General features: G+C 63.3%; 27 protein-coding genes. 12 read left to right on the top strand and 15 right to left on the bottom strand.

Annotated elements, in window-relative coordinates; genetic code table 11:
* Positions 1 to 5 precede the first annotated feature (5 nt).
* The 5 genes from pheS to thrS all read right to left on the bottom strand — a co-directional run bounded on the left by pheS (position 6) and on the right by thrS (position 4,246).
* Positions 6 to 1,022 carry a phenylalanine--tRNA ligase subunit alpha gene (pheS, locus tag JV551A3_RS19365; RefSeq protein WP_112252431.1) on the bottom strand — a complete coding sequence of 339 codons (1,017 nt, stop codon included), beginning with the start codon at positions 1,020 to 1,022 and terminating at the stop codon, positions 6 to 8.
* A 109-nt stretch (positions 1,023 to 1,131) separates the two neighbouring features.
* Complete coding sequence (rplT, locus tag JV551A3_RS19370; RefSeq protein ID WP_003250671.1) at positions 1,132 to 1,488, bottom strand: 50S ribosomal protein L20; 357 nt, start codon at positions 1,486 to 1,488, stop codon at positions 1,132 to 1,134.
* Between the two features lie 27 nt (positions 1,489 to 1,515).
* Positions 1,516 to 1,710, bottom strand: a complete 195-nt coding sequence (gene rpmI / locus JV551A3_RS19375; RefSeq protein WP_003250667.1) for a 50S ribosomal protein L35 — start codon at positions 1,708 to 1,710, stop codon at positions 1,516 to 1,518.
* Between the two features lie 62 nt (positions 1,711 to 1,772).
* Positions 1,773 to 2,324: a translation initiation factor IF-3 gene (infC, locus tag JV551A3_RS19380; RefSeq protein ID WP_177328455.1), complete on the bottom strand. Its 552-nt coding sequence runs from the start codon at positions 2,322 to 2,324 to the stop codon at positions 1,773 to 1,775.
* Positions 2,324 to 4,246, bottom strand: coding sequence for a threonine--tRNA ligase (thrS, locus tag JV551A3_RS19385; protein WP_085622146.1), 1,923 nt, complete (start codon positions 4,244 to 4,246; stop codon positions 2,324 to 2,326). The genes infC and thrS overlap by 1 nt, the downstream gene beginning before the upstream one ends.
* Positions 4,247 to 4,581: 335 nt before the next feature.
* Here thrS and JV551A3_RS19390 point away from each other — a divergent pair, with 335 nt between their 5' ends.
* Complete coding sequence (locus JV551A3_RS19390) at positions 4,582 to 4,887, top strand: hypothetical protein (RefSeq protein ID WP_112252430.1); 306 nt, start codon at positions 4,582 to 4,584, stop codon at positions 4,885 to 4,887.
* 162 nt (positions 4,888 to 5,049) lie between these two features.
* Positions 5,050 to 5,262 carry a cold-shock protein gene (locus JV551A3_RS19395; protein WP_003250656.1) on the top strand — a complete coding sequence of 71 codons (213 nt, stop codon included), beginning with the start codon at positions 5,050 to 5,052 and terminating at the stop codon, positions 5,260 to 5,262.
* Positions 5,263 to 5,485: 223 nt separating this feature from the next.
* Here the strand turns inward: JV551A3_RS19395 and JV551A3_RS19400 are convergent, their stop codons facing one another.
* A complete protein-coding gene (locus JV551A3_RS19400) occupies positions 5,486 to 5,806 on the bottom strand; it encodes an I78 family peptidase inhibitor (RefSeq protein ID WP_133971212.1) in 321 nt (106 codons plus the stop codon).
* A gap of 276 nt (positions 5,807 to 6,082) precedes the next feature.
* Between JV551A3_RS19400 and JV551A3_RS19405 the strand changes: the two genes are divergently transcribed.
* Complete coding sequence (locus tag JV551A3_RS19405) at positions 6,083 to 6,295, top strand: hypothetical protein (RefSeq protein WP_133971210.1); 213 nt, start codon at positions 6,083 to 6,085, stop codon at positions 6,293 to 6,295.
* On the opposite strand, the gene JV551A3_RS19410 is transcribed toward JV551A3_RS19405, so the two are convergent.
* The 7 genes from JV551A3_RS19410 to JV551A3_RS19440 all read right to left on the bottom strand — a co-directional run bounded on the left by JV551A3_RS19410 (position 6,267) and on the right by JV551A3_RS19440 (position 13,421).
* Positions 6,267 to 7,268: a nucleoside hydrolase gene (locus tag JV551A3_RS19410; RefSeq protein ID WP_133971208.1), complete on the bottom strand. Its 1,002-nt coding sequence runs from the start codon at positions 7,266 to 7,268 to the stop codon at positions 6,267 to 6,269. The two genes, JV551A3_RS19405 and JV551A3_RS19410, sit on opposite strands and share 29 nt — an antisense overlap.
* A gap of 283 nt (positions 7,269 to 7,551) precedes the next feature.
* Positions 7,552 to 7,950 (bottom strand): D-ribose pyranase, encoded by a 399-nt coding sequence (gene rbsD / locus JV551A3_RS19415; RefSeq protein ID WP_133971206.1) that lies wholly within the window; start codon positions 7,948 to 7,950, stop codon positions 7,552 to 7,554.
* The gene (gene rbsK / locus JV551A3_RS19420) at positions 7,947 to 8,855 is read right to left on the bottom strand and encodes a ribokinase (protein ID WP_133971204.1); all 909 of its coding nucleotides are present in this window, start codon (positions 8,853 to 8,855) and stop codon (positions 7,947 to 7,949) included. The genes rbsD and rbsK overlap by 4 nt, the downstream gene beginning before the upstream one ends.
* A 15-nt stretch (positions 8,856 to 8,870) precedes the next feature.
* On the bottom strand, positions 8,871 to 9,893 hold the full coding sequence (locus tag JV551A3_RS19425) for a LacI family DNA-binding transcriptional regulator (RefSeq protein WP_133971202.1): 1,023 nt from the start codon (positions 9,891 to 9,893) through the stop codon (positions 8,871 to 8,873).
* Positions 9,894 to 9,897: 4 nt separating this feature from the next.
* Complete coding sequence (locus tag JV551A3_RS19430) at positions 9,898 to 10,893, bottom strand: ABC transporter permease (RefSeq protein ID WP_133971200.1); 996 nt, start codon at positions 10,891 to 10,893, stop codon at positions 9,898 to 9,900.
* Positions 10,890 to 12,443 carry a sugar ABC transporter ATP-binding protein gene (locus JV551A3_RS19435; RefSeq protein ID WP_133971198.1) on the bottom strand — a complete coding sequence of 518 codons (1,554 nt, stop codon included), beginning with the start codon at positions 12,441 to 12,443 and terminating at the stop codon, positions 10,890 to 10,892. The genes JV551A3_RS19430 and JV551A3_RS19435 overlap by 4 nt, the downstream gene beginning before the upstream one ends.
* Before the next feature lie 21 nt (positions 12,444 to 12,464).
* Positions 12,465 to 13,421 (bottom strand): sugar ABC transporter substrate-binding protein, encoded by a 957-nt coding sequence (locus JV551A3_RS19440; protein WP_133971196.1) that lies wholly within the window; start codon positions 13,419 to 13,421, stop codon positions 12,465 to 12,467.
* 404 nt (positions 13,422 to 13,825) lie between these two features.
* Between JV551A3_RS19440 and JV551A3_RS19445 the strand changes: the two genes are divergently transcribed.
* Positions 13,826 to 14,914, top strand: coding sequence for an asparaginase (locus JV551A3_RS19445; protein WP_133971194.1), 1,089 nt, complete (start codon positions 13,826 to 13,828; stop codon positions 14,912 to 14,914).
* Between the two features lie 98 nt (positions 14,915 to 15,012).
* Here JV551A3_RS19445 and JV551A3_RS19450 read toward each other — a convergent pair whose 3' ends face one another.
* Both JV551A3_RS19450 and JV551A3_RS19455 read right to left on the bottom strand, forming a co-directional pair.
* Positions 15,013 to 15,783 carry an SDR family NAD(P)-dependent oxidoreductase gene (locus JV551A3_RS19450; protein WP_133971192.1) on the bottom strand — a complete coding sequence of 257 codons (771 nt, stop codon included), beginning with the start codon at positions 15,781 to 15,783 and terminating at the stop codon, positions 15,013 to 15,015.
* A complete protein-coding gene (locus JV551A3_RS19455; RefSeq protein WP_133971190.1) occupies positions 15,776 to 16,621 on the bottom strand; it encodes a transporter substrate-binding domain-containing protein in 846 nt (281 codons plus the stop codon). Before JV551A3_RS19455 ends, JV551A3_RS19450 begins: the two co-directional genes overlap by 8 nt.
* A 153-nt stretch (positions 16,622 to 16,774) precedes the next feature.
* On the opposite strand from JV551A3_RS19455, the gene JV551A3_RS19460 reads away from it, so the two are divergent.
* From JV551A3_RS19460 to JV551A3_RS19500, 8 genes are all read left to right on the top strand, one after another.
* Positions 16,775 to 17,701: a LysR family transcriptional regulator gene (locus JV551A3_RS19460; protein ID WP_133971188.1), complete on the top strand. Its 927-nt coding sequence runs from the start codon at positions 16,775 to 16,777 to the stop codon at positions 17,699 to 17,701.
* A gap of 287 nt (positions 17,702 to 17,988) precedes the next feature.
* Positions 17,989 to 18,825, top strand: coding sequence for a transporter substrate-binding domain-containing protein (locus JV551A3_RS19465; RefSeq protein ID WP_133971186.1), 837 nt, complete (start codon positions 17,989 to 17,991; stop codon positions 18,823 to 18,825).
* Positions 18,826 to 18,881: 56 nt separating this feature from the next.
* Positions 18,882 to 19,703: an amino acid ABC transporter ATP-binding protein gene (locus tag JV551A3_RS19470; protein ID WP_133971184.1), complete on the top strand. Its 822-nt coding sequence runs from the start codon at positions 18,882 to 18,884 to the stop codon at positions 19,701 to 19,703.
* Positions 19,704 to 19,713: 10 nt separating this feature from the next.
* Positions 19,714 to 20,385, top strand: a complete 672-nt coding sequence (locus tag JV551A3_RS19475; protein ID WP_085692090.1) for an amino acid ABC transporter permease — start codon at positions 19,714 to 19,716, stop codon at positions 20,383 to 20,385.
* A gap of 10 nt (positions 20,386 to 20,395) precedes the next feature.
* On the top strand, positions 20,396 to 21,061 hold the full coding sequence (locus tag JV551A3_RS19480; protein ID WP_133971182.1) for an amino acid ABC transporter permease: 666 nt from the start codon (positions 20,396 to 20,398) through the stop codon (positions 21,059 to 21,061).
* A 25-nt stretch (positions 21,062 to 21,086) separates the two neighbouring features.
* Positions 21,087 to 21,962 carry a dihydrodipicolinate synthase family protein gene (locus tag JV551A3_RS19485; protein ID WP_133971180.1) on the top strand — a complete coding sequence of 292 codons (876 nt, stop codon included), beginning with the start codon at positions 21,087 to 21,089 and terminating at the stop codon, positions 21,960 to 21,962.
* Positions 21,963 to 22,108: 146 nt separating this feature from the next.
* Positions 22,109 to 23,389, top strand: a complete 1,281-nt coding sequence (locus JV551A3_RS19495; protein WP_133971175.1) for an NAD(P)/FAD-dependent oxidoreductase — start codon at positions 22,109 to 22,111, stop codon at positions 23,387 to 23,389.
* Positions 23,386 to 24,867 (top strand): aldehyde dehydrogenase family protein, encoded by a 1,482-nt coding sequence (locus JV551A3_RS19500; protein WP_133971173.1) that lies wholly within the window; start codon positions 23,386 to 23,388, stop codon positions 24,865 to 24,867. Before JV551A3_RS19495 ends, JV551A3_RS19500 begins: the two co-directional genes overlap by 4 nt.
* The last annotated feature ends 5 nt before the right edge of the window (positions 24,868 to 24,872 follow it).

A 24,872-nucleotide genomic window follows, 5' to 3' on the forward strand; every position in this document is an offset into this window, starting at 1 on the left:
TGGGCCTAGCGGAATTGGGCAAGGAACCGCAGGTCGTTATCGAAGAACAGACGCAAATCGTTGACGCCGTAGCGCAGCATGGCCAGGCGCTCGGCGCCCATGCCGAAGGCGAAGCCCTGGAACTCTTCAGGGTCGATGCCGGACATGCGCAGCACGTTCGGGTGCACCATGCCGCAGCCCATCACTTCCAGCCAGCCGGTCTGCTTGCACACGCGGCAGCCTTTGCCGGAACACATCACGCACTGGATGTCGACTTCGGCGGACGGCTCGGTGAAGGGGAAGAACGATGGGCGGAAACGTACCGCCAGTTCTTTTTCGAAGAACACGCGCAGGAATTCTTCGATGGTGCCCTTGAGGTCGGCGAAGTTGATATCGCGGTCGATCAGCAGGCCTTCGACCTGGTGGAACATCGGCGAGTGAGTGATATCCGAGTCGCAGCGGTACACGCGGCCCGGGCAGACAATGCGGATTGGCGGCTGGCTGGACTCCATGGTCCGCACCTGCACCGGCGAGGTGTGGGTGCGCAGCAGCATGTTGGCATTGAAGTAGAAGGTGTCGTGCATCGCCCGGGCCGGGTGGTGGCCGGGGATGTTGAGCGCTTCGAAGTTGTGGTAGTCGTCTTCCACCTCTGGGCCTTCGGCAATGCCGTAGCCGATGTGGGTGAAGAACTGCTCGATGCGCTCGAGTGTACGGGTGATCGGGTGCAGGCCACCGGTGGCCTGGCCGCGGCCTGGCAGGGTGACGTCAATGCATTCGGCAGCCAGGCGAGCGCTGAGCTCTGCTTCTTCGAAGGCGGCCTTGCGGGCATTGAGCACAACGGTGACGCGCTCTTTGGCGTCGTTGATCAGCGCGCCGACTTTCGGCCGCTCTTCGGCTGGCAGGTTGCCCAGGGTCTTCATCACCTGGGTCAGCTCGCCTTTCTTGCCGAGATAGTTAACCCGGATCTGTTCCAGGGTATTGATGTCTTCAGCGCGCTCCACGGCCTCTAGGGCTTGGGAGACCAACGCATCCAGGTTTTCCATGTACAGACTCCAGATACGAAAATAGGGGAAGAGCTTTGAAGGCTCTTCCCCTATCGATGACGTTCAATGCCCGACGGCGCTAGCGCCGCCGGGTGATTGTCGCGGGTACTTAAGCCAGAACGGCTTTAGCTTTCTCGACAATCGCAGCAAACGCCGCTTTTTCGTTCACTGCCAGATCGGCCAGAACCTTACGGTCGATTTCGATCGAAGCCTTTTTCAGGCCAGCAATCAGACGGCTGTAGGACAGACCGTTGGTGCGGGCACCGGCGTTGATACGAGCGATCCACAGTGCGCGGAACTGACGCTTCTTCTGACGACGGTCACGGTAGGCATATTGACCAGCCTTGATGACAGCCTGCTTGGCAACGCGGAATACGCGCGAGCGTGCACCGTAGTAGCCTTTAGCCAGTTTCAGAATTTTCTTGTGACGCTTACGAGCGATGACGCCACGCTTAACACGAGCCATGAGTAACTTCCTCTATCTAAACCAGAATTAACGTACGCGCAGCATGCGCTCGACTTTTGCCACGTCAGACGGGTGCAGCAGGCTGGCACCGCGCAGTTGACGCTTACGCTTGGTCGACATTTTGGTCAGGATGTGGCTCTTGAAAGCGTGCTTGTGCTTGAAGCCGGAAGCGGTCTTCAGGAAGCGCTTCGCAGCACCGCTCTTGGTTTTCATTTTTGGCATGTTGGAACTCCGCATTCGATAAAAATTACACAATAATCATCAGGCCTGCCGTGCCCGGGAGATTACTTCTTCTTTTTGGGGGCGATGACCATCATAAGCTGGCGTCCTTCCATCTTCGGATGCTGCTCAACGGAGCCGTATTCGGCGAGGTCGGCTTCGACCCGCTTCAACAGCTCCATGCCCAGCTCCTGGTGGGCCATCTCACGGCCGCGGAATCTCAGAGAGATCTTGGCCTTGTCCCCATCGGTAAGGAAACGTACCAGGTTGCGTAGTTTTACCTGGTAATCCCCTTCTTCCGTCCCTGGACGAAACTTGATTTCTTTGATCTGGATCTGCTTCTGGTTCTTCTTGGCTTCGTTGGCCTGCTTCTTCTTCTCGAAGAGGTGCTTGCCGTAGTCCATCACCTTGCAGACAGGCGGTACCGCGTCTGCAGAGATCTCCACCAGATCCAGCTTCGCTTCTTCAGCGATACGAAGCGCTTCATCAATCGAGACGATGCCAACCTGCTCGCCATCAGCGCCAATTAACCGAACCTCGCGGGCCGAGATATTCTCGTTGATCGGGGCCTTCGGTACAGCACGCTTATCGTTTCTCATTTCACGCTTAATAGTCATTACTCCGATTCTTGGCGTCCACGCCGGGAAACCGCTTGTGTCAGGAGCTCAGCGAACTGGGCGACGGGCATGGAGCCCAGGTCTGCGCCTTCGCGAGTACGCACAGCAACGGTTCGTGTTTCGACTTCGCGATCCCCTATAACCAAAAGGTACGGGACCTTGAGCAAAGTATGCTCGCGGATTTTAAAGCCGATCTTCTCATTTCTCAAGTCCGACTTGGCACGGAAACCGCTACCGTTCAGGGTATTTTCCACCTCGAGGGCGAAATCGGCCTGCTTGTCGGTGATGTTCATGATCACCGCCTGGGTAGGTGCCAGCCAGGCCGGGAACACACCGGCGTAGTGCTCGATCAGCATGCCGATGAAGCGCTCGAACGAGCCGAGGATGGCGCGGTGCAGCATGACCGGGCGAACACGGCTGTTATCTTCGGCGATATAGCTGGCATCCAGGCGTTCTGGCAGGTTCGGGTCGTACTGCAGGGTACCGCACTGCCAGTTACGGCCGAGGCAGTCGCGCAGGGTGAACTCGATCTTCGGGCCGTAGAATGCGCCCTCGCCCGGCTGGTATTCCCACTCCAGGCCCGATTCGTTCAAGGCGTCGGCCAGCGCGCCTTCGGCACGGTCCCACAGTTCTTCGGAACCCACGCGCTTGGCCGGGCGGGTCGACAACTTCATGGCGATGTCGGTGAAGCCGAAGTCCTTGTACACGTCCAGGGTCAGCTTGATGAAGTCGGCGGCTTCTTTCTTCACCTGTTCTTCGGTGCAGAAGATGTGCGCGTCGTCCTGTACGAAGCCACGCACGCGCATGATGCCGTGCAGGGCGCCGGACGGCTCGTTACGGTGGCAGGCACCGAACTCGGCCAGGCGCAGCGGCAGGTCGCGGTAGCTTTTCAGGCCCTGGTTGAACACCTGCACGTGGCACGGGCAGTTCATCGGTTTTACCGCGTAGTCACGGCTTTCCGACGAAGTGGTGAACATGTTCTCGGCGTAGTTGGACCAGTGGCCGGAACGCTCCCAGAGAATACGGTCGACAACCTGCGGGGTCTTGATTTCCTGGTAGCCGTTGACGCGCTGGACCTGGCGCATGTACTGCTCGAGTACCTGGTACACGGTCCAGCCGTTGGCGTGCCAGAACACCATGCCCGGGGCTTCTTCCTGCAGGTGGAACAGGTCGAGCTGCTTGCCGATCTTGCGGTGGTCGCGTTTTTCGGCTTCTTCGATGCGCTGGATGTACGCAGCCAGCTGCTTCTTGTCGGCCCAGGCGGTGCCGTACACGCGTTGCAGCTGTTCGTTCTTGGCATCACCGCGCCAGTAGGCGCCGGACAGCTTGGTCAGCTTGAATGCCTTGAGGAAGCGGGTGTTCGGCACGTGCGGGCCACGGCACATGTCGACGTATTCTTCGTGGTAGTACAGGCCCATGGCCTGCTCGTCCGGCATGTCTTCGACCAGGCGCAGCTTGTAGTCTTCGCCACGGGCCTTGAACACGTCGATGACTTCGGCGCGCGGGGTCACCTTCTTGATGACGTCGTAGTCCTTGTCGATCAGCTCCATCATGCGCTTTTCGATGGCGGCCATGTCTTCAGGGGTGAAGGGGCGCTCGTAGGCGATGTCGTAATAGAAGCCTTCGTCGATGACCGGGCCGATCACCATCTTGGCGGTCGGGTACAGCTGTTTCACCGCGTGGCCGACCAGGTGGGCGCACGAGTGACGGATGATCTCCAGTCCCTCTTCATCTTTAGGGGTGATGATCTGCAGGGTGGCGTCGTTGCTGATCAGGTCGCAGGCATCGACCAGTTTGCCGTCGACCTTGCCGGCCACGGTGGCCTTGGCCAGGCCGGCGCCAATGGAAGCGGCGACTTCGGCTACGGATACGGCATGATCGAACGAACGTTGACTGCCATCGGGAAGAGTAATAACGGGCATGGCGCCTCCTCTCCTAGTGGTGACCCCTACCAAAGGTCACGTGGGTTGGGATGAGCCAGTACAAGATCCGACCTGCCTTCCCGCAAAGGAAGCCTGCCTCACAGTGGCAGAAGCCTTTCGGCTTGCGAGGGACGAACCAGAGTGACTGGGGAGAAAAAAGATAGCTGCAGCGCGCAACGGCGCGACCGCAAGCCGAGCATGCTAGCACGCAGGGTGCGCGCCCGCAGAAATATTTGGAAATTACAGCCTTTGGGTGAACTAACGCGGAAAAATTCCTATCAGACCTTGGGAAGCAACCTACTCTTGATGAGACCTGACCCAAGGAGTAACTGGTTATGCGAGTTCCGTCTCTTCTGGCCCTGGCGGCCGCTGGCGCCCTGCTGCTGCCTGTAGCTGCGAACGCTGGCAACTTCCCAGCCGGGAAGGAGGCCGCCTACATGACCCAGTGCACCCAGGTGGCCAGCGGCCAAGGCGTTGACGCCGCGACCGCGAAAAAGCACTGCGATTGCGGTGCCCAAGCCATCAAAAAGAATTTCACCGATGCGGAGATCGCCGACCTGGACAGCAACGATGGCGTTGACGCCAAGCTGATGCAGAAGGCGCAAACCGTGGTGAAGCAAGCCTGCGCACCGAAAAGCTGAAACGTTGAAGCCGACGCGGGCTAGCCATTCTTTGAGATGGATCAATATCCTGCGAAGGTAAAAGGCGCTAGATGCGCAGAATTAGACTATGATGTGTTCCGTGCTCCGTAGCCTCGGCCGCATTGCACCACTGAAAAAACTAAATGTTCTGGAGATTCACCCATGTCCAATCGCCAACAAGGCACCGTCAAATGGTTCAATGATGAGAAAGGCTACGGCTTCATCACCCCAGCAGGCGGCGGCGACGACCTGTTCGTTCACTTCAAGGCCATCGAATCCGACGGCTTCAAGAGCCTGAAAGAAGGCCAGACTGTTTCCTTCGTCGCCGAGCGCGGCCAGAAGGGCATGCAGGCTGCACAGGTTCGTCCGGAGTAATTCGGATAGCTGTAAAAAAACCCGCCCTTGTGGCGGGTTTTTTTATGGGTGTTTACATGGGCCGACGGAGCTGGCCCAGGCGGCGCGGCTTTTTTTGTGGGAGCGGCCTTGTGTCGCGAAAGGGGCGCGAAGCGGCCCCAGGGTTTCAGCTTCGCAGCCTGTATTGCCGGGGCCGCTTTGCGGCCCTTTCGCGACACAAGGCCGCTCCCACAAGGACCGCGTATCAACCGCAGTTGACGCGAACTACCTTGCCCTGCTCGTCCACATTCAGGTTCAAGCGCTCGGAGCGGTACTCCAGGGTAACCACATCGTGCGGCTTGAGAATGCGGGCCATCTGCGAGCCACTGGCCTTGCGCGCCTGCTCCAGCAGTTCGGCGCTGGCCGGCTTGCCAATGGCGAAATCGGCGCCGCTGGCTTCGCAGCGGCCATCGTTGCCTGCCGGCGTGGCTGGCGCAGCGCCACCCGCAGAACTGCCACCAGTGCTGCAACCAGCCAGGACAGCAGCCACCGCCAGGGTTGCCAGGTAAGCACGGGTACGGAACATGAAGCCTCCTAAATCGGTACGGGAACTGTCTGATCCGACAGTTCCACTCATCATTTGTTGCAAAACCGGTCAAGTCTGCCTGAACTCGCCGGCAGAGGCGAAAACGCAATCGTGACCGGATTTTGCACAACCCGCTGCGTTTGCCATATGCTTAAGCCACAAGGTCACTGACGCAAAGTCATGATTCAGTGCAAGAAGTGGAGCGCACCCCGCCTCCATCGAACACCAGGGTCAGGTGTTCGCCCCTTCGTCCCGGGCCCCAAGCGAGAGCCTTTCATGAGCAGCCACAGCATCGATGCCGATATCAAGGTCAAATGGGCCGAGGGCCAGAGCGCGTACAGCCCTGGCACACCAGAAGAGTTGCTGTTGATTGCCATCGACCTGCTGGTGCGCGATCGCGGCGCCGAGGCGGCACGCAGCTTCATCGACCAGGTGTTCGAGCGCTTCGCGCCGGACACGGCTATTCCAATCGCGCCAAACGGGCGCTGAGCAGGTCGAACAGGCCCTGGGCATCGCCCTCCTCCACCCACATAACGTTGGCAGGCTGCTTGAGCACGCCGTACCAGTCGGCAATGGTCTGGCCGAAGCCGGGGCCTTCGCGGCTGTCGATGCTCATGTGGATGCGCCGGCCACTGAACAGCTCGGGCTTGAGCAGGTAGGCGATGACGCTGGCGTCGTGCACCGGGCCGCCGGGCATGCCGTACAGGTCCATGTCGTGGGTGATATAGACGTTGAGGATATCCACTACCAATTTGCTGGCCTGGTTGTTGACCGCTGCCAGTTGCTTGAGCCGGGCGTCGCTGGTCAGCATCTTGTGGGTGACGTCCAGCGGCAGGTAGGTCAGTTGCACGCCGCTGGCCAGCACCACTTCGGCGGCATGCGGGTCGGCATAGAGGTTGAATTCCGCCGCCGGGGTGATGTTGCCGCCATTGAAATGGGCGCCGCCCATGACCACCACCTGCTTGATGCCTTTGGCGATGTCCGGGCGCTGGATCAGCGCCAGGGCCAGGTTGGTTTGTGGGCCGAGCATGGCGATGGTGATGCTGTGGGGTTTGGCGGCGCCAAGGGTATCGACCAGGTATTGCACGGCATTGCCCTGGGCCAGCGGCGCTTTCGGTTCGTGGACCTGGATGCCGGTGAGGCCTTCTTCGCCGTGCACGTCGGCGGCGTAGATCGGCTTGCGCACCAGCGGGCGAGCGGCGCCAGCGTACACGGGGATGTCTTCGCGACCAGCCCATTCGCGGGCCAGGCGGGCGTTGCGCGAGGTTTTTTCCAGGCGCACGTTGCCGGCCACGGTGGTGATGGCGCGGATGTTGAGTTCGTCGGGCGAGGCCATGGCCAGGAACAGCGCGACCACGTCGTCGGCGCCGGGGTCGGTGTCGATGATCAGGTCGATGGGGGCGGCCTGGAGGGTAGTGGCTGCGGCCATGAGGGCGATTCCTTGTAGCAGGGGTTTGAGCATGGGTGGCACTCCTGTTGCCTGGGTTGGTATGTGTGAAACACCGCAAATCCCTGTGGGAGCGGGTTTACCCGCGAAGAAAGCTACGCGGTGAATGGCACCGGCTTCGCCGGTGTTCGCGGGTGAACCCGCTCCCACAGGGGGCCTGCGGTGGATGGCACCGGCGTTGCCGGTGTTCGCGGGCATGCCCGCTCCCACAGGGGCCTGCGGTGGATGGCACCGGCGTTGCCGGTGTTCGCGGGCATGCCCGCTCCCACAGGGGATCTGCGTTGGGCAAGATGACGAGTTAGAAGGTCACGCCGGAGATCAGCGCAATGTTGCTGTAGGGCTGGCACTCGCCGGTGCGCACTACCGCACGGGCATTGCGTGACAACGCCTTGAAATCTTCATGGCTAAGCCATTCGCGCTTGCCCAGCTTGCCCTTCAGCCGCTCGATCTCGACCAGCGCCGGCGGCACCACTTTCTGCATCTCTTCGGCCAGCACGTGGCGCTCTACCTGCAACTCGCTCAGCACAACCCGCAAGACGCTGGCGAAATCCGGCAGGCCAGGCGTGACGGCCAGGTCGATCAGTTCTACCCCCGGCGGCACCGGCAGCCCGGCATCGCCGATTACCAGGATGTCGCCATGCCCCATGCCGGCAATGGTCCGCGACAGGGCGACGTTCAGCAGTGGGGTTTTCTTCATGGCGCAAGCTCCGCCAGGTAGGGAATCGACGGCTGGGCGCCGGCGCGGGTAACCGACAGGGCCGCGGCGCGCTGGCCGAAGGTGATGGCTTCGCCCTCCTCCAGGCCGCGCACCAGGCCAGCGGCAAAGCCGCCGATGAAGGTGTCGCCGGCTGCCGTGGTGTCCAGCGGCTGGACCAGCGGCGCGGGGAAGTGCTGGTGGCCCTCGGGGGTGACCAGCAAGGCCCCTTGCGCGCCCAGGGTGATGATCACTTTGCCCGCGCCCAGTTGCAGCAAGCGCTCGCCGGCACGCCGGGCACTGTCCAGGTCAGCCACCGCCACGCCGGTCAGGGCTTCGGCCTCGCTTTCGTTGGGCGTCAGGTAGTCGATGTGAGCGAACCAGTCCGCCGGCAAGGGGCCGGTCGCCGGCGCCGGGTTCAGGATCACCTGCTTGCCCAGCTCACGCCCCCTGGCCAGGGTCCAGGCCACGGTGTCGGTGGGTACCTCCAGCTGGCAGATGATCACCTCGGCCGCCTGCAGCAGCGCATCGAACCGCTGCACCGACTGCGGGGTCAGCAGGCCGTTGCCACCGGGGATGATGACAATGCAGTTCTGGCTGGCGGCATCCACGGTGATCAGCGCCACGCCGCTGGACACGCCCTGACAAGTGATGACGCCCTGGCAGTCGATGCCTTCCACATACAAGGCGCGGTGCAGTTGCCGCCCATAATCATCGTCGCCGACATTGCCGATCATCGCCACGCTGCCGCCCAGGCGCGCCACGGCCACCGCCTGGTTGGCCCCCTTGCCGCCCGGCACGGTGAAAAAGCTTTCGCCGGGGAGTGTTTCGCCGGCCCGGGGCAGGCGCTGGGCGCGGGCCACCAGGTCCATGTTGAGGCTACCGACTACCACGACCTTGGCATTCATGACATTTCCTTAGCGTTAGCGGTAATCGTTGAACAGGTCCGGGCGCGGCCCGGTGGACTCGCGCAGCACGATGCGCGGGGCGACGATGCGTTGCTCTGCCGCGCCCTGCCGAGGTGTGCCGATACGCGCCAACAACAGTGACGCGGCGCTCTCGCCCAGCTCGCGGATCGACTGCCCCACCGTGGTCAACGGCGGGTACACATAGCGGCTGAGTTCGATGTCGTCGAAGCCGATCACCGACAGCTCGCCGGGCACGTTGATATTGCGTTCGGCCGCGGCACGCAGCACGCCGAAGCCGATCATGTCGTTGCCGGCGAAAATCGCCGTGGGCCGCCTGCCCTCCAGCAACCGGCTTGCCACCGCATGGCCACCCGGGCTGGTGAAGTCGCAGTGCAGCACGCGGTCGCCCAGCACCGCCACACCGGCCTCGGCCATGGCGCGGCGGAAGCCGCTCAGGCGCAGCTGGGTGACCCCGGTTTCGGCGGGGCCACCGATGTAGGCGATGTCACGGTGGCCAAGCTCCAGCAGATGCCGGGTGGCCAGGAAGGCGCCCTGCTCGTGGTCGATACGCACCAGGTCGGCATCCACGCCATCCAGTTCGCGGTCAACGATCACCATTGGCGTGCGCACGCCAGCCAGACTTTGCAGCAGGTCGCTGTCCTGGCCTACCGAAGCCACCACCAGGCCGTCGATGCGCTTTTCCAGCAGTACGCGCAGGTAGCTGCGCTGCTTTTGCGGGTTGTCGTCGGAGTTGCACAGGATCACGCAGTAGCCGTTGCGCTCGCAGGCGTCTTCAATGCCCCGCGCCAGTTCGGCGAAGTACGGGTTGACGCTGTTGGGCACCAGCAAGCCGATGGTGGCCGTGCTGCGCGCCTTCAGCGAGCGGGCCACGGCGCTGGGTACGTAGTCGAGCTCGGCGATGGCGGCTTCGACTTTCAGCCGCACCTGCTCGCTGACCGGCCGGGTCTTGTTCAGCACATGGGACACGGTGGTGTAGGAAATGCCCGCCAGTGCCGCGACGTCTTTGATGGTTGCCATGTTCTCAGTTCCGCCGGCCTGCACGCCGGCTACGGTAAGTGTCGAGCACCACGGCGATGACGATCACCGCCCCGGTGATGATGCGCTTGGTCGGTTCGCTGGCACCGATCTGCGCCAGCCCTGCGGCCAGCACCGAAATGATCAGCACGCCAAAGAAGGTGCTGATGACCGAGCCGCGCCCGCCCATCAGGCTGGTGCCGCCAATCACCACGGCGGCGATCACCTGCAGCTCCAGGCCGGAGCCGGCATTGGGGTCTGCCGCTTCCAGGCGCGAGATCTGGAACAGCGCGGCCAGGCCGGCAAGCAGGCCCATCAGGGCGAATACCAGCACCTTGTACGGGCGCGGGTCGATGCCGGCCAGGCGCACGGCCTCTTCATTGGTGCCGATGCCGATCAGGTAGCGGCCGAACACCGTGCGGGTCAGCACCAACTGGGCCAGCACGATCACCAGCAAGGCGATGATGAACGCCGGCGAGATGCCGAATGCGATGGGGTTGGAGAACCAGGCATAGGCGTCGCCGATATAGGCAGTGCGCGAGTCGGTGAACTGGTAGGCCAGGCCGCGGGCCATTTCCAGCACGCCGAGCGAGACGATGAACGACGGAATGCGCCAGGCCACGGTGACGCCGCCGGTAATGCTGCCGGCCAGCGCGGCTACGGCCATGCCCAGCAGGGCCGAAGGCAGCGCACCCCAACCCCAGCCGAGGATCGCCACGCTGACCGTCGAGGCCGCCAGCGCCAGCACCGAGCCCACCGACAGGTCGATGCCGCCGATGATCAGCACGAAGGTCATGCCCACCGCCAGCACCATCAGGTCGGGGATCTGGTTGGCCAGGGTACTGAAGGTGTTGTACGACCAGAAGTGGCTGCTGAGGAACGAGAACAGCACGATCATCGCCAGCAAGGCGCCGGCCAGGCCCAGATAGGTACCCAGGCCAAGATAGGTGCCACTGCGGCGCACCGGTACGGCGCCTTGGCTGTCGAGCGGGGTGGTTTTCATGCATCCGTCCTGGGAGCTGCGTCATGCAGCAGTGCGTCACGTTTCTGATAACCGGCAAAAGCTGCGGCCAGCAGCTGGTCCTGGCTCCAATGGTCACGCTCGAAGGTGTCGATCAGGCGGCCGGCAGACAGCACGGCGATGCGGTCGCAGATCAGCATCAGCTCGCGCAGGTCGCTGGACACCACCACCAGGGCCTTGCCCTGGCGCGCCAGTTCGGCCAGCAGGCCGTAAATGTCGAACTTGGCGCCGACGTCGATACCACGGGTGGGCTCGTCGAACAGCAGCACCTGGCAGTCGCGCTCGAGCCAGCGGCCGATCACCACCTTCTGCTGGTTGCCGCCAGACAGCTCGCCTACCACTTGCTGCGGGCCGGCACTGCGAATGCGCATGGCCTGGATCTGGCGCTCGGCCAATGCCACTTCGGCCTCGCCATCGAGCACCCCGGCCCGGGATACCGCGCCGAGGTTGCCCAGGGCAATATTGGCGCTGATCGACTGTGTCAGCAGCAGGCCCTCGCCTTTGCGGTCTTCGGTGATCAGCGCAATACCGGCCTGCACGGCAGCCTTGGGCGAGTCGATGGTGACCGCCTGCGGTGGCTGGCCGAGGGCGATGCTGCCGCTGTCGGCACGGTCGGCGCCGTAGATCAGGCGCAACAGTTCGGTACGGCCGGCACCGATCAGGCCGGAGATGCCGAAGATCTCCCCTGCCCTGACTTCGAACGACACTTCCCGCACCTTGTCGGCACGGCTGAGCTTGTCGACCTTGAGCAGCGGCGCGCCGATCTGCCGGCGGCCCAGGTCGATATGCTCGCCCAGCTCGCGGCCGACCATCAGGTTGACCAGTTCGGCACTGCTGTAGCGCTGGATCGGTTCGTCGCACACCAGCTTGCCGTCGCGCAGCACGACGATGCGCTGGGCCACGCGCTGCAGTTCTTCCAGGCGATGGGAGATGTAGACGATGGCCACGCCACGTTGGCGCAGGCGTTCGATCTGGGTGAACAGCAGCTCTACCTCGCGCGCGGTGAGCATGGCGGTGGGCTCGTCGAAGATCAGCACATGGCAGTCGCCGATCAGGTTGCGGGCGATCTCGACCATCTGCTGGTGGCCGATGCCCAGCTCGCCGACCGGGGTGTCCGGGTCGATGGCGTCGAGGCCGACCTGGGCCATGGCGGCGGCGGCCAGCTGGCGCAGGCGCTTCTGGCTGATCCAGCCAAAGCGGCCGGGCAGGTTGTCGAGGAACAGGTTTTCCGCCACGGTCAGCGTGGGCAACAGGTTCAGCTCCTGCATGACCATGCGCACGCCAAGGCGCTCGGCCTCGCTGCGGCTGCCGGGTGCGTAGGCCTGGCCGCGGTAGCGCATGTGCCCGGTGGTGGGGGTTTCGAGGCCACTGATGAGCTTGGACAGGGTGCTCTTGCCCGCGCCGTTCTCACCCGTCAGCGCCAGCACTTCGCCGGCTCGCAGGTTCAGGCTGACCTCGCCGAGCACGGGCTGGGCATAGGTCTTGCCCAGGCCGCTGGCGGCGAGCACCACTTCATTGGCAGATGCAGGCATGGCCGTATCTCCTGCCAGCGATCAGGGCTTGGTGATGAGTTGGACCGGGGTCTGGATGACATTGTCGGCATCCACGTCGGGCTTCTCGCCCTTGACCATTTTCAGCGCCGCCTGGATGCCGTACACCGCTTGCTGGCTGGCCGCCTGGTCGAGGGTGGCGAGCACACGGCCATCGGCGAGCATCGGTTTGATGGCGTTGATGTTGTCGTAGCCCACCACTTGCACCTGCCCGGTCTTGCCGGCGGCACGCACGGCCGACACGGCGCCCAGGGCCATGCTGTCGTTACCGGCCAGCAGGGCTTTCAGGTCGGGGTATTCGTTGAGCATGGAGGCGGCGACGGCGTTGCCTTTGTCGATTTCCCAATTGCCGCTCTGCACCGAGACGATCTTGACCTGCGCGGCCTCCATGGCGTCCTTGAAACCGGCGGTACGCTGCTGGGCGTTGGTGGTAGTCGGCACCCCTTCGATGATGCCGACCTGGTCGCCGGCCTTGAGCTTCTCGTTGGCCAGGAAGTCGCCGACCAGGCGCGCGCCCTTGCGGTTGTCGGGGCCCACGAAGGGTACGCTGATGCCTTTGCTCTTGAGCAGCGCCGGGTCCAGGCGGTTGTCGATGTTGATCACCACCACGCCCTGGTCCATGGCCTTCTTCACTGCCGATACCAGCGCCTTGGAGTCGGCCGGGGCAATGACCAGGGCCTTGGCGCCTGCGTTGACCATTTGCTCGACGATGCGGATCTGCTCGCCGGTGTCGGTCTCGTTCTTGATGCCGTTGGCGATCAGCTCGAATTCATCGGCGTGGGTTTTCTGGTAGTCCTTGGCGCCGTCTTCCATGGTGCGGAAGAACTCGTTGGCCAGCGACTTCATGACCAGGGCGACCTTGGGCTTGTCTTCGGCGTGGGCGGCAGAAAACGGCAGGGCCAGGGAAAGCGAGGAAATGACCGCAAGGGCCAGCAGACGACCGGGGAACGGCAGTTTCATGGACGATGACTCCGAATCTTGTGTTTTTTGTCGGATCGCAAACGTTTGCGTTGCCTAACTATGGAAACAGGACCGGGGTTTGTCAAATCCGTTTGGCTGTCGGAGGTCAAGTCGAGCTTGGGGCAGTTTATCCGGATTTTTTCCGAAAAACCGAACGTCTTTTCCTGGATTTGTTCGGAATCTCGAATGGAACACCCGCCGTGTAGGAGCGGCCTTGTGTCGCGATGGGCCGCAAAGCGGCCCCGGCAATTCATGCTGCGAAGCTGAAAATCTGGGGCCGCTTTGCGGCCCATCGCGACACAAGGCCGCTCCTACAGTCAGCGCGCACGGGCTTGGTACGAAACCTGCCTTGCACCCTGTGCGACAAAACAACCATCTCATTAGGAAGAGAGAGAACAATAACGATGAATGCCGCACTGAAAACCTTCGCCCCCACCGCCCTTGCCCTGCTGCTGGCTCTGCCAACCACCGTTTCGGCCAAAGAAGCCGAAACCCAGCAGAAGCTGGCCAACGTGGTCATTCTGGCCACCGGCGGCACCATTGCCGGTGCTGGCGCCAGCGCCGCCAACAGCGCCACCTACCAGGCCGCCAAGTTGGGCGTCGACAAGCTGATCGCCGGCGTGCCGGAACTGGCCGACCTGGCCAACGTGCGCGGCGAGCAGGTCATGCAGATCGCCTCTGAAAGCATCTCCAACGACGACCTGCTCAAGCTGGGCAAACGCGTTGCCGAACTGGCCGAAAGCAAGGATGTGGACGGCATCGTCATCACCCACGGCACCGACACCCTGGAAGAAACCGCCTACTTCCTCAACCTGGTGGAAAAGACCGACAAGCCGATCGTGGTGGTCGGTTCGATGCGCCCGGGCACCGCCATGTCCGCCGACGGCATGCTCAACCTGTACAACGCCGTGGCCGTGGCCAGCGACAAGCAGTCGCGCGGCAAGGGCGTGCTGGTGACCATGAATGACGAGATCCAGTCCGGCCGCGATGTGAGCAAGTCGGTCAACATCAAGACCGAAGCCTTCAAGAGCGCCTGGGGCCCGATGGGCATGGTGGTGGAAGGCAAGTCCTACTGGTTCCGCCTGCCGGCCAAGCGCCACACGGTCAACTCCGAGTTCGACATCAAGCAGATCAGCAGCCTGCCGCAGGTGGACATTGCCTATGGCTATGGCAACGTCACCGACACCGCCTACAAGGCGCTGGCGCAGAACGGCGCCAAGGCACTGATCCACGCCGGGACCGGCAACGGTTCGGTGTCGTCGCGGGTGGTGCCGGCGCTGCAGGAACTGCGCAAGAACGGTGTGCAGATCATTCGCTCGTCGCATGTGAACCAGGGTGGTTTCGTGTTGCGCAACGCCGAACAGCCGGATGACAAGAACGACTGGGTCGTGGCCCATGACCTGAACCCGCAGAAGGCGCGGATCCTGGCGATGGTGGCGATGACCAGGACCCAGGACAGCAAGGAGCTGCAGCGGATCTTCTGGGAGTACTGATCACTAGCCCCCCTGAAATGCAAGGTCGTTCCTACAAGGGATCGCGATCCGCTGTAGGAGCGGCCTTGCGTCGCGATGGGGCGCAACGCGCCCCTGAATCAGCGAATGTAACTGCCGCCATTCACATCCAGCGTCGCCCCATTCAGCGAGGCCTGCGACGGCCGCAAGGTAAACGCCACCAGTTCGGCGACCTCGACCGGGCTGGCCATACGCCCGACCGGGATATCTGCCACCGCGGCGGCTTCGCCATGCTGGGCGATGTACTGCTCGGCCATGTCGGTACGCACCCAACCCGGGGCAATGGCCACCGCCACCACGCCCTCCCCGGCCACACTGCGCGCCAGCGATTTGGTCAGGTTGACCAACGCCGCCTTGCTGCTGCCGTATGGCAAGGCATCGGCGGCGTAGCCACGCTGGGCGGCGCGGCTGGCCATGTTGATGATGCGCCCGCCGCCATGGGCGCGGAAATGCGCTACAGCCTCGCGACACAGATCGGCGGCAGCGAAGAAGTTCACCTGGAACTCATGGCGCCAGGCTGCACGCCACTGCGCCGAAGGCGCTTCAAGCGGGATTTCGCTGCGAATACCGGCGTTGTTGACCAACCCGTGAATACGCCCGCCCGCCAGTTCCAGTGCGGCTCGCCAGAGCTTTTCCGGCCCGCTTTCTTCACTGAGGTCGCCCTGTACGGTCCAGCCGTTGCCACCAATGCGCTCCAGCAGTTGCCAGGCCCCCTGGGCATCGCGGCTGTAATGGATCAGGGCCTTGGCACCTTCGGCAACCAACCGCTCGACAATCGCGGCGCCAATGCCACCGGAAGCACCGGTCACCAGCACGACCTGCCCGGCCAGGGGGCGTGCGAAATCACTCATTGCTGCTTACCTCTGCGTTGGCTTCGAGCGAAGCCTTGTCGACCAGCCGCTGGATATCGCCGGTTTCGCGGCGTTGCGACAGATAGATGTTCAACACCTGCAGGTCCGCCGGGGAGATGTCACGGCGCACGCCGAACGACACGCCCTGCTTGGCCAGCGCGGGCTTGGGCAGTATCTCGCGGGTCCAGCCAGGGTTGGCCAAGGCGAACAGGTGGTTGGTGTCGCTGGCATCGACCAGCACATCGGCGCGCTTGGACATCACCGCCAGGCGCGCTTCATCCATGCCCGGCAGGCGCATGATCTTGCCGCTGCGAATCACCGAGGAAATGGCCTTGTCCTGTGCGGTACCGGACATCACGGCAAAGGTCACCTCCGGCTTGTCGAGGGCGGCAACGTCGTCCTTCACCTCAGCCAGCTTGGGGTTGTCCTTGTTCACCAGCAGCGACACCTGGTAATCGGTCGCCGGCACGCTGAAACCGACGGCCAGCGCGCGCTCCGGCGTCTGGTTCAGGGCCATGGCCAGGTCCCACTTGCTGCTCTGCAGGCCGGCCACCAGGTTGTCCCAGTTGGTGTCGACGAAGGCCACCTTGACCTTCAGCACCTTCTCACCGAAGTCGCGGCACAAGTCGACAAAGTAACCACTGTAGTCGCCGGTCTTGGCATCGCGCATCACATAGGGCGCGGCCACCGCCGCCCCGCAGCGCAAAACACCGGCCTTTTGCACGTCCTGCCATATCGAGGTTTCTGCAGCCTGGGCGGCGGGCTGGGCGAGCAAGGCCCCACACAGCCCGGCGGCGATGACGAGTGCCTTGAGCGAAGACGGAACTGGAAGATGCATGGTGGACCTCACTGATAGTCGTTGTTGTTGGCAGGAAGGTACGGCAACACAGCTGCATGCTATTTTGTATGCATGCTTGCATCCTAGACTGTGCCTCGCATCACACAAGTTAAATCCACATTTACTTACGTTCGGTTATCGGAAAACTCACCCATGACCAAGAAAACGCCCGTGCATCAAGTCAGTGATTTCGATCTGCGGCTATTGCGGGTCTTCAAGACCGTCGTCGAATGCGGCAGCTTTTCTGCCGCCGAGAGCGTGCTGGGGATTACCCGCTCGGCCATCAGCCTGCACATGGGCGACCTGGAAAAGCGCCTGGGCATGCGCCTGTGCCAGCGCGGGCGCGCCGGCTTCGCCCTCACCGACGAAGGCCGCGAGGTGCTGCGTGCCGGCGAAACCGTGCTGGCCGCCATCGAGGGCTTTCGCAGCGAGGTGAACCAGATGCACCAGCATCTGCGCGGCGACCTCAATGTGGCGATCGTCAACAACTTGGTGACCCAGCCCAGAATGCGCATCACCCACGCCCTCAAGGCAGTGCGCGCCGAGGGCAGCGGCGTGCGCATCAACCTGAGCATGAGCACCCCGGGCGACATCGAGCGCGGCCTGCTGGACGGCCGCCTGCATGTGGGCGCCGTACCCTTGATCGCGCCGCTTTCCGGGCTGGACTACAGCTTGCTGTACGAAGAACGCTCCAAGCTGTACTGCAGCCATGAGCACCCGCTGTTCGCCAGCGCTGCCACGGTCACCGACGCGCAGCTGGCGCAGGCCGATGCCGTCGTGCCGACCTACCGCATGACCGCCAAGGCGATCAGCCTGCACCAGCGGCTTAACTTCGCTGCCTCCGCCACTGACCGCGAGGGCATCGCCTTCCTGATCCTTACCGGTAGCTACATCGGCTTCCTGCCAGACCACTACGCAGTCACTTGGGTGGAAAAAGGCCTGATGGCGCCGCTGGGCCCGGGCCACATGTTCTTCGACGCCAAGCTGGCCATTGCCACCCGCAAGGGGCGGCGGCAGAACCTGATTCTCGAACGGTTCCTCGATGAGCTGAAGCTGACTGACACCCCTGCTTCGAACTGACGCGGTCCCCTGTAGGAGCAGCCTTGTGCTGCGAAGAGGCCGGTACGAACAGCACAAAAGCTGCGCCTGTACTGGCCTCTTCGCAGCACAAGGCTGCTCCTACAGGAACCGCGTCCAGTTGAAATTCACCTGCTGCAAAAAATTCTTTGCCGCGTGTTGACAGCTCCGTCGGCTCGGGAATAGCCTGAATACAACAATGCACACATTGCAGAATCCAACAAAACACACTGCGATCTATTTTTTGCTTGCTCTTCTGCCTACAAGAAAAATCACCGGAGAGATTCAAAATGGCACGGTCCCTTTCCCGCACACTCGGTGGCGGCATCGCTTGCCTCACCGCAGCACTGGCACTTGTGATGCACCCTGCGGCCCACGCCGACACCCAGACCTGGCAAGCCGTGCAGAAGGCCGGCGTGCTGCGTTGCGGCGCGGCGGTAGCGGCGCCCTATGTGATGCGAGACCCGGCCTCCGGGCAGTACAGCGGCTACTTCGTCGACCTGTGCCGTGACTTTGCCGAGCAGGTGTTGAAAGTGAAGGCGCAGTTCGTCGACACCAGTTGGGACAACCAGGTTGCCGGCCTGCAAAGCGGCAAGTGGGACATGGCCATGGCCTTGAACCAGACCCCGGAACGTGCCCAGGCCGTGGCCTTCTCGGTGCCGGCCACCGACTACCAGGTCTCGCTGCTGGTCAATGGCAAGAACCCCAAGTTCGGCAGCGCCGGCAACAACCTGGCCGACTATGACAAACCCGGCGTGACCATCGCCGTGATCTCAGGCACCGCCGCCGACAAGGCGGTATCGGCCGCCATCAGGAACGCCACGCTGATGCGCCTGCCCGGCTCCGATGAAACCCGCATGGCCCTGATGTCGCGCCGCGCCGATGTGCTGGCCGACGCCAACGACACCAACCACCTGTTCGCCATGGCCAACAGCTGGGCGAAGGAGGTACTGCCAGTACCGGCCCTGGCCAGGCAAGGCGTGTCGTTCGCCCTGGCGCGCAGCACCCCGGCCGCCGACCTTGCCCAGCTCGATGCCTACCTCAGCCAGCGCCGCGCCAGCGGCGAGATCGACCAGCTGGTGGACAAGGCCTCGGCCCAGATCATCGCGGGCCAGAAAGCCCAGTAACTCCCGCTGACATGCCGAGGGCCCCGGCCAAGGGCGCCCTCGCGGAGACGACTGTAATGACCACTCCTCATTTGGTGGCTGCCCAGCCACAGGCTTCGCTCACCCCGGATTCCGCCCTGGGCGGCGACTTTATCCAGCTGCGCGGCGTGCGCAAGGCCTACAGCGAGCAGCTGGTGGTGATGGACCAGATGAACCTGGACATGCGCGCCGACGATCGCCTGGTGATCATCGGCCCGTCCGGCAGCGGCAAGAGTTCGTTGCTACGGGTGCTGATGGGCCTGGAAGGTATCCAGGGCGGCAGCATCCATTTCCAGGGCAAGCCCTACATCGACGGCAGCCGCAAACAGGGCAAGCCACTGGACGAAACCCTGCACAAGCAGATTGGCATGGTGTTCCAGCACTACACCCTGTTCCCGCACCTGTCGGTGCTGGGCAACCTGATCCTGGCACCGGTCAAGGTGCACGGCATGGGCAAAGCCGAAGCCACCGAAAAGGCCCGCGCCTACCTCGCCCGCCTGGGCCTGGAGAGCAAGCTGCACGCCTACCCCAGCCAGCTGTCCGGCGGCCAGAAGCAACGCGTGGCGATCGCCCGGGCGCTGATGCTGGAACCCCGCCTGATGCTGTTCGACGAAGTCACCTCGGCGCTCGACCCGGAAATGGTCATCGAAGTGCAGAACGTGATGATGCAGCTGGCCGAGCAGAAGATGGCGATGATCATCGTCACCCACGACATGCACTTCGCCCGGCATATCGCCACCCGCGTGGTGTTCTGCGCCAACGGCAAGGTGGTGGAGCAAGGCCACCCCGAGCAGATCTTCACTCAGCCTCGGGAAACACGCACGCGTGAGTTCCTCGAGAAGGTCGTGCAGTTCGATTGAGGGCGCCGCGATGAACTACCAATTCGATTTCCACTTTCTCAACGGCAGCCTGCCGGCCCTGCTCGACGGGCTGAAGGTGACGCTGGAGCTGGCCCTGGTCTCGAACCTGATCGGCCTGACCTGCGGCTTCGTGCTGTGCCTGATGACCCTGAGCCGCTGGTTCTTCATTCGCTGGCCGGCGCAGCTGTTCATCGAGTTCTTCCGCTGCACCCCGGCGCTGCTGCAGATCGTCTGGTTCTTCTACTGCGTGCCGATGCTGTTCGACGTGTTCATCGACCCGATCGTCATGGGCTTCCTGGCCCTGGGGCTGAACCTGACGGCATTCAACGCCGAGGCCTACCGCGCCGGTGTGCAGGCGGTGCCACGCGAACATTTGGATGCCTCGATCGCTCTTGGCCTCAAAGGCTGGCAACGCACGCTGTACGTGGTGCTGCCGCAAGCGCTGCGCAGCGCCTTGCCGGTGTTGATCACCAACGGCATCGGCACCCTGCAGCAAAGCGCGCTGGTGGCCATCGTTGCCGTCGCCGACCTGATGTACGTGGGCAAGAGCCTGGCCACCGAAGCCTACCGCCCGCTGGAAACCTACACCCTGATCGCGCTGATCTACTTCGCCCTGTCGTTGCCGATCGCGCAGCTGGTGCAGTGGTTCGAACGGCGCCAGGAACTGGCCGCACAGCGCTGAGGAGAACGTCATGCCACTCGATTTTTCGGTAGTTCTGCACTACTGGCCGGTGCTGCTCAAGGGCCTGGCCCTGACCCTGGCGTTCACCGCTGTGTGCGCCCTGCTGGGCAGCCTGCTGGGCTTCGTGGTCAGCCTGCTGCGCCAGGTGAAGCTGAAGCTGCTGCGCCTGCCGCTGACCCTGTACGTGGAGTTCTTCCGCGGCACGCCGCTGCTGATCCAGCTGTTCTGGGTGTTCTTCTGCTTCCCGGTGGTGTTCGGCCTGGACATCCCGCCGTACGTGTCGGTGCTGATCGCCCTGACCCTGTACATGGGCGCGATCACCAGCGAAACCTTCCGCGGCGCGCTCAAGTCGATCGCCGGCGAACAGCACGATGCGTGCATCGCCCTTGGCCTGACCTCGCGGGTGAAAGTGCTGTACGTGGTGTTCCCGCAAGCGCTGCTGCGCTCGGTGCCACCACTGCTGTCGAACGTGGTCAGCCTGTTCAAGGAAAGCGCGCTGATTTCCTCGGTGGGGGTCGCCGACCTGATGTTCGTCGGCCAGAACATTTCCAACAGCACGGCACGCCCGGTCGAGTTCCTCTCGGCGGTGGCCGTCATCTATTTCCTGGTGGCCTTCCCGCTCACCCGCCTGGTCGGTGTGGTCGAGGGGCGCCTGCTTCGTCGCTACGCCTACTGATACCTTCCCCAAGGAGACTTACGACATGAAACTCAATGGCATCTTGCCCGCCCTGGTCACCCCGTTCGACGCCGCCGGCAAAGTCGACCACGACACCCTGGCCGCGATCCTCGAACACCAGCTGGCCGCTGGCGTAAGCGGCTTCGTGCCACTGGGCTCGACCGGTGAGTACTACGCCCTGAGCAACGACGAACGCCGGCAGATCCTGGCCACCGTCAAGGAAGTGGTCGGCGAGCGCGGCACGCTGATCGCCGGGGCAAACGGCTCCTGTACCCGTGAAGTGCTGGAGCAGGTGAAGCAGACCGTCGACGCTGGCTACAACAACCTGCTGATCGCCCCGCCCTACTATGCACTGCCGTCACAGGAAGAGCTGCTGGCCCACTACAACACCATCCTCTCGACCTTCCCCGAAATCAACGTGGTGCTCTACAACTACCCGATCCGCACCAACGTCGAAGTGGGCCTGGACGTGATTGCCGCGCTGCACGAGCACCCGCGCGTGATCGGTATCAAGGAAAGCAGCGGCAACCTGTTGCGCGCCATCGAGATCGGTGAAAAATACAAAGGCATCCAGCTGTCCTGCGGCTCCGACGACCAGGCCCTGGACTTCTACCTGTGGGGTGCCGACAGCTGGATCTGCGGCCCGGCCAATATCTTCCCGGAGAAGGTCGTGGCCTTCCACAAGGCCTTCACCAGCGGCGATATCCGTGGTGCCCAGCAGGTAATGCGCAGCCTGTTCCCGGCCATGGCCAACCTGGAAAGCGGCAAGTTCGTGCAGAAGGTCAAGTACGGCGCCGAACTGGCCGGTTTCAAGGTTGGCAATGCCCGCGCCCCGTTGCTGCCGCTGACCGATGTGGAGAAGGCCGAATTCCGCAAGGTGTTCGAGGCTTCCCAGGCCTGATGCAAATGCAATGACCTGAGCAGAACCTTGTGGGAGCGGGTTCACCCGCGAACACCGGCAAAGCCGGTGCCAGGCACCGCAGTGCCTGCTTCGCGGGTAAACCCGCTCCCACAGGGACCTCACACACCCTTTAGAGCATGTGATCCATGAACAACCCGCACCCCTCACCGCAACAGGCTGTAGTCATCGGCGGCGGCATTGTCGGCGTGTGCTGCGCGCTGTACCTGCAGCGCGACGGCCACCGGGTCACCCTCATCGACCCCGCCGCCCCCGGCGACAGCACCGCCAAATGGAGCTGCGGGCAGATGGCGGTCAGCGAAGTCATCCCGCTGTCCAAGCCCGGCATCCTGATGAAAATCCCCGGCTGGCTGCTCGACCAGAAAGGCCCGCTGGCCCTGCGCCCCAGCGCCCTGCCCGGCATTCTGCCGTGGTTCATGCGCTTCCTGGCCTGTGCCCGCCCGTCGAAGATCAACGAGATCGCCCAGGACATGGCGCGCCTGACCCAGCATGTGTACCAAGACTATGCTCCGCTGTTGGCGGCCTGCCCCGACAAGACCCTGCTCGGCGACCGCCCAATCCTGGAGGTGTTCGACTCGCCCGCCGGCCTTGAACACGAACGCCCGCACCTGGAGCTGCGCAAGCAACTGGGCTTTTGTTCCGAAGAGCTGGACGGCGCCGCAATCGGCGACCTGGAACCGGCCCTGGCCGGCAAGTTCCAGCATGGCCTGATGTTCCCTGACTGGCGCGCCGTGAACGACACCGAAGGCTTCATCGCCGCCCTCACCGAAAGCTTCATTGCCCAGGGTGGCGTGCGTGTACGCCAACGCGTGGTGAAGATCGACGAACACCACGACAAGGCGACCGGCGTCACCCTGGCAGACGGCGCACGCGTGCCCGCCGAGCTGCTGGTGATCGCAGCCGGCACCGGCGCCCGCGCCTTCTTCGACTCGCTCGGGGTGAACATCCCACTGGCTGGCATCGCCGGTTACCAGGCGGTACTGCCGCAGCCGGGCGTGGAAATCCGTCACTCGGTCATCTACGCCGACGGCGGCTTCTGCTTCGCCCCCATGACCCGCGGCCTGCAGATCGGCGGCACCATCGAGTTCGCCGGCGCCAATGCCGAACCCAATTTCAAGCGCGCCGAAATCATCATGGAAAAGGCCCGCCGCGTACTGCCACAACTGAACACCCAAGGCATGGAATTCGGCGTCGGCTACCGCCCGTTCCTGCCCGACACCAAACCGGTGATCGACCGCTCGCCACGGCTGCAAAACGCGATCCTGGCCTTCGGCCATGGCCAGCTCGGGCTCACCCTTGGCGCCACCACCGGCCGCCTGGTCAGCGACCTCGCCGCCCGACGCAGCCCAACCCAGAATCTTTCTGCATTCAGTGCTCGACGCTTCGCCGTCCTTGGAGGAAACGCATGAACCGCTACGACCAGCTCTACATCAATGGCCAGTGGGTCAGCCCGATCAATGGTGGCAGCTTCAATTCGTATGACCCGAGCGATGAAAGCCTGATCGCCACCGTTGCCTCGGGTTGTGCTGCGGACGTCGATGTTGCGGTCAGGGCAGCCCGCGCTGCCTTCGACGAGGGGCCGTGGCCACGCCTGAGCGGGGCCGAGCGCGGCGCCTGCCTGCGCAAGATCGCCGATGGCATCCGTGCCCGCCAGGAAGCCCTGGCCGAGCTGGAAGTCCGCGACAACGGCAAGCCATTCCCTGAAGCGATGTGGGACATCGGCGACACCGCCGGCTGCTTCGACTTCTATGCCAACCTTGCCGAAGAGCTGGATGCCCAGCGCGAAAAGCCGGTGGCACTGGCCGACGACCGTTTCAGCTCGCTGGCGCGCAAGGAACCAATCGGGGTGGCCGGCGCCATCGTGCCGTGGAACTTCCCGATGCTGATGGCTTCGTGGAAGATCGCCCCGGCCCTGGCCGCTGGTTGCAGCATTATCCTCAAGCCCGCCGAGCAAACCTCGCTGACTGCCCTGGAGCTGGCACGTATCGCCGATGAAGCCGGCCTGCCAGCCGGGGTGCTGAACATCGTCACCGGCCCGGGTTCCACGGTGGGGGCAGCAATTACCGCGCACCCTGGCGTCGACAAGCTGGCCTTCACCGGCAGCGTGCCGGTGGGCAGCCGCATCATGCAAGCGGCCGCCCAGGACATCAAGAACGTCACCCTGGAGCTGGGTGGCAAATCGCCGTTCGTGATCTTCGCCGACAGCGATATCGAACAGGCTGTCGAGTGGATCATGTTCGGCATCTTCTGGAACAAGGGCGAAGTCTGCTCGGCCACCTCCCGCGTGCTGGTGGAGCGTGCGGCCTATGAGCCACTGCTGGCTCGCCTGGCCGAGGAAACCCGCAAGATCAAGATCGGCAACGGCATGGAGCAAGGCGTGCTGCTGGGCCCGCTGGTCAACCGCAGCCAGTACGAAGGCACCCTGCAGGCCATTGCCCGCGGCCTGGAAGAAGGCGCACGCCTGGTATGCGGCGGTGAACGCCCGGCGCATCTGGACAAGGGTTTCTACCTGCAACCCACAGTGTTCGCCGACGTGCCGGAAGACAGCTGGGTGTGGAACGAGGAAATCTTCGGCCCCGTGGTATGCATCCGCCCGTTCGACAGCGAAGAAGAAGCGGTAAGATCGGCCAACAATTCGCGCTTCGGCCTGGGCGCCGCGGTGATGTCGAAAGACCTGCAGCGTTGCGAGCGCGTGGCGCGCAGGTTCCGTGCAGGCATCGTCTGGATCAACTGCTCGCAGCCCACCTTCACCGAAGCACCGTGGGGCGGCTACAAGCAGAGCGGCATCGGCCGCGAGCTGGGTGAATGGGGCCTGAACAACTACCTGGAAACCAAGCAGATCACCCGCTACGACAGCGAGCAGCCTTGGGGCTGGTACATCAAGTGAGGTAA

Origin of the sequence: Pseudomonas inefficax (genome assembly GCF_900277125.1) — a bacterium.
Taxonomy (GTDB): Bacteria; Pseudomonadota; Gammaproteobacteria; order Pseudomonadales; family Pseudomonadaceae; genus Aquipseudomonas; species Aquipseudomonas inefficax.